Raw genomic sequence first — 4,312 nt, forward strand, 5'->3', positions numbered from 1 at the left:
AGCAACTCGACGTCGCAGGGTCCCGCCTCGGGCAGGCCGCCGATCAGCCGTGCACCGGCCGCGTTGAGCCAGGCCACGGTGCCGTCGGGGGCGATGCCGGCCAGCGCCTCGAGCGGTGTGCCCAGCAGCGTCGGGTTGGCCTGGAAGCGCAGCACCAGGCGGTCGCGCGACTGCGCCAGCAGCAGGCGGTTCTCGATCGTGGTGGCGTAGAGAGCGACCATCGAGGCCGCGTCGAAGCCGAAGCGGCGCGATTCCACCGACAGGTCGAGCACGCCGGCCAGCTGCCCGTGCACGTCGCGGATCGGTGCCGCGGCGCATTGCATGGCCCGCAGGCATTCGAAATAGTGCTCGGCGCCATCGACCGTGCAGGCCTGGCCGGTGCTCGCCACGATGCCGGGCGCGGTGGTGCCGACCACGCTCTCGGCGATGTTGACGCCCAGCCGCGCCGTGCGGTGCATGATCGGCTGCTGGGCCGCGGCCGGATGGTGCGTCACGTGGACGATCACGCCCTGCGCATCGGTCAGCAGCACGCGGCAATCGGTGCCCGCCAGCGCGCTCTCCATGTCCACCAGCTCGCTGCTCGCGGCCGCCAGCAGTTCGCGGTTGCGCGCCAGCGTGGCATGCAGGCGGCTCGGCGTGACCGCATCGAAGGCCACCGCGCGGCGGGTGTCGGCATGGGCGCGCGCACAGCGCATCCAGGACTGGATCACGGCCTCGCCGACCAGCCCGGAAGGGCGCACGCCCTCCTCGAAGAACTGGGTCCGCGCCAGCGCCACGCGTTCGGCCGGCGTGGTGGCGAACAGCTGAAGTGGGCCGCCGGCCGGGGTGCGCGTCGAAAGGGCCACGGGGCGACTCCAGAGCAAGGAAGAGGGTCGAATTTGTTCCGCAATGGAACAATCCGGGTCTAGGGAAATCCCGAGGATGATCAAAGTGCCGGCGCGCACGATCCTTCGTCTTGCAACGACAGGAGACGACACGATGACGAAATATCACGCCGCGCTGGCGCTCGGCGCGCTGCTGTGCCTGGGCGCCGCGAGCGATTCCCTGGCGCAGACGGCCAAAGGCTCGCCCGAGCACATCAAGGCCGCCACGCAGCGCGTGGACGGCGCCTTCATCCGGGCCAATGCGGCCAAGACGCCCGACTGGCCCAGCTACGGCCTCGACTTCGCCGAGACCCGCTTCAGCAAGCTCGACCAGGTCAACACCGGCAACGTGAAGGACCTGGGCCTGGTCTGGTCCTACGACCTGCAATCCACGCGCGGCGTCGAGGCCACGCCGCTGGTGGTCGACGGCATCATGTACGTCACCGCCTCCTGGAGCGTGGTGCATGCGATCGATGCGCGCACCGGCAAGAAGATCTGGAGCTACGACCCGAAGGTCGACCGCTCGAAGGGCTTCAAGGGCTGCTGCGACGTGGTCAACCGCGGCGTGGCGCTGCACCAGGGCAAGGTCTATGTGGGCGCCTACGACGGCCGCCTGATCGCGCTCGACGCCGCCACCGGGCAGGTGGTGTGGGAGAAGGACACCATCATCGACCACAGCCGCGCCTACACCATCACCGGCGCGCCGCGCGTCTTCAAGGGCAAGGTGATCATCGGCAACGGCGGCGCCGAGTACGGCGTGCGCGGCTACGTCACGGCCTACGACGCCGCCTCGGGCGAGCAGAAGTGGCGCTGGTTCGTGGTGCCGGGCGATCCGTCCAAGCCCTTCGAGGACGCCTCGATGGCCAAGGCGGCGAAGACCTGGGACCCGAGCAACAAGTACTGGGAGTCGGGCGGCGGCGGCACTGCCTGGGATTCGCTCACCTTCGACCCCGAACTCAACCTGATGTACGTGGGCACCGGCAACGGTTCGCCCTGGGCCCGCAGCCTGCGCAGCCCGAAGGGCGGCGACAACCTCTACCTGGCGTCGATCGTGGCGCTCGACCCCGACACCGGCAAGTACAAGTGGCACTACCAGGAGACGCCCGGCGACAACTGGGACTACACCTCGACCCAGCCGATGATCCTGGCCGACATCAAGATCGACAACAAGCCGCGCAAGGTGATCCTGCACGCGCCCAAGAACGGCTTCTTCTTCGTCATCGACCGCACCAACGGCAAGTTCATCTCGGCGAAGAACTTCGTCCAGGTCAATTGGGCCACGGGCTACGACAAGAACGGCCGGCCGATCGAGGTGGCCTCGGCGCGCGATGGCACCAAGCCCAACGACAGCATCCCCGGCCCCTTCGGCGCCCACAACTGGCACCCGATGTCCTTCAATCCGCAGACCGGGCTGGCCTATCTGCCGGCGCAGCACGTGCCGCTGAACCTGATGGATGACAAGGCCTGGAAGTTCAACGAGAACGCACCGGGCCGGCCGCACGCGGCGCTGGGCTGGAACACCGCCAAGTTCGCCAACGCCGAGCCGCCGACCAGCAAGCCGATGGGCCGGCTGGTCGCGTGGGACCCGATCGCGCAGAAGGAGGCCTGGGGCGTCGACTACGTGTCGCCGTGGAACGGCGGCACCCTCACGACGGCCGGCAACCTGGTGTTCCAGGGCACGGCGGATGGTCGGCTGGTGGCCTACAACGCCAAGTCCGGCGAGAAGCTCTGGGAGACGCCCACCGGCACCGGTGTGGTGGCGGCGCCGGCCACCTTCATGGTCGACGGCAAGCAGTACGTGTCGGTGGCGGTCGGCTGGGGCGGCGTCTACGGGCTGGCGCAGCGGGCCACCGAGCGGCAGGGCCCGGGCACGGTCTACACCTTCGCGGTCGGGGGCAATGCGCCCAAGCCGGAGTTCGTGCAGTACCGCATGGACAAGCTGCTGCAGGGCGTCAAGTACGACCCCGCCAAAGTGGAGGCCGGGACCTACCTGTACGTGAGCAACTGCGTCTTCTGCCACGGGGTGCCCGGCGTCGACCGCGGCGGCAACATCCCGAACCTGGGCTACATGAACTCGTCGTACATCGAGAACCTCGACAAGTTCGTCTTCAAGGGTCCGGCGACCGACCGGGGCATGCCGGACTTCAGCGGCAAGCTGACCGCCGAGGACGTCGAGAAGATCAAGGCTTTCATCCAGGGGACTGCGGACGCCATACGCCCGAAGTAACTGCGCATGAAAAAAGCCGCCGGGCTTTCGCGCCGGCGGCTTTGCCTTTTTCAGGTCCTGTGATCAGTCCGCATAGACCCCTGCGGCCTTGATGATCGGGCTCCATTTTGCGATTTCCGCCGCCACGAACTTCTTGTGGCCTTCGGGCTCGATGCGGCCATCGGTCGCCACCACGGCGCCCAGGCCTTCCTGCTTCTTGATGAACTCGGGGTCCTTGAGGGCGACCTTGAGCGCGTCGTTGAGCTTCTTGGCAACCGCCGGCGGCGTGCCCTTGGGCGCGTAGAGGCCGTGCCAGATCGTCACCTCGAAGTCCTTCAGGCCCTCTTCCTGGAGCGTCGGCAGGTGCTTCAGCAGCGGCGTCGTCAGGCGCTTGGGCGTGGTCACGGCATAGGCCTTGACCTTCTTGGCCTCGATCTGCGGCGAGGTGTTGGTGGTCTGGTCGCACAGCAGGTCGATCTGGCCGCCGATCAGGTCGGTGATCGCGGGCGCCGTGCCCTTGTACGGCACCGCCGTCATCTCGGTCTTCATCGCGCTCTGGTAGAGCAGGCCGCACAGGTGCGAGGCCGAGCCGATGCCGGCGTTGCCGAGGTTGATCTTGCCCTTGTTGGCGGCGATCCAGGTGCTCAGTTCCTTGTAGTTGTTGGCCGCCATCGTCGGCTTGGCGATCAGCGTCATCGGCACGTCGTTGACGATGCCCAGGTATTCGAAGTCGGTCTCGACCTTGAACGGCACGTTGCGCACCAGCGTCGGAATGGTCGACATGCCGATGTGGTTCAAGAGCAGGGTGTAGCCGTCCGGATTGGCGCGCGCCACCTTGGCCGCGCCGATCGAGCTGCCGGCGCCGGGGACGTTGTCGATCACGATGCTGATGCCGCCCAGCGGCTTGCGCAGCGCTTCCGCGAGGTCGCGTGCGACGCGGTCGGTCGGGCCGCCGGCGGAGAACGGCACCACGATGCTGATGGGCTTGCTGCCCGGGAATTCCTGGGCATGGACGCCCACGGCGGCGGCGGCGATCGCCGTGATAGCGAGCAGTTTCTTCATGCTGTCTCCGAGTTGAAAAGGCAGCGAGTTTATCGGCTGACCGGAACCTGACGAAAGCTGATTTTCCCCAAGTCCTGATCCAGGCCAAGGAATGCGCACGAACCGTGATTTTCCGCCGCGTCGATGTGGGCCGGCGCCATCGCGGGTATCGTGCCTGCCTGTCATGCCAGAGCTGGAGTGC

At 67.4% G+C, this 4,312-nt stretch carries 3 protein-coding genes; 1 reads left to right on the forward strand and 2 read right to left on the reverse strand.

What is annotated here, in order from left to right; translation table 11 throughout:
- On the reverse strand, nt 1-845 hold an 845-nt coding region (locus AC1D2K_RS30855; protein ID WP_478093759.1), incomplete at its 3' end, for a GAF domain-containing protein.
- 133 nt (nt 846-978) lie between these two features.
- Between AC1D2K_RS30855 and AC1D2K_RS30860 the strand changes: the two genes are divergently transcribed.
- A complete protein-coding gene (locus AC1D2K_RS30860; protein WP_478093761.1) occupies nt 979-3,090 on the forward strand; it encodes a PQQ-dependent dehydrogenase, methanol/ethanol family in 2,112 nt (703 codons plus the stop codon).
- 63 nt (nt 3,091-3,153) lie between these two features.
- Here AC1D2K_RS30860 and AC1D2K_RS30865 read toward each other — a convergent pair whose 3' ends face one another.
- Nucleotides 3,154-4,131, reverse strand: coding sequence for a tripartite tricarboxylate transporter substrate-binding protein (locus tag AC1D2K_RS30865; RefSeq protein WP_478093763.1), 978 nt, complete (start codon nt 4,129-4,131; stop codon nt 3,154-3,156).
- Nucleotides 4,132-4,312 lie beyond the last annotated feature (181 nt).

The sequence above is a fragment of the Variovorax sp. P1_H12_2 genome, assembly GCF_056405335.1.

Coding starts and splice junctions, on each gene's coding strand:
- AC1D2K_RS30860 (WP_478093761.1), top strand. CDS start 979: ATGACGAAATATCACGCCGCGCTGGCGCTCGGCGCGCTGCTGTGCCTG.
- AC1D2K_RS30865 (WP_478093763.1), bottom strand. CDS start 4,131: ATGAAGAAACTGCTCGCTATCACGGCGATCGCCGCCGCCGCCGTGGGC.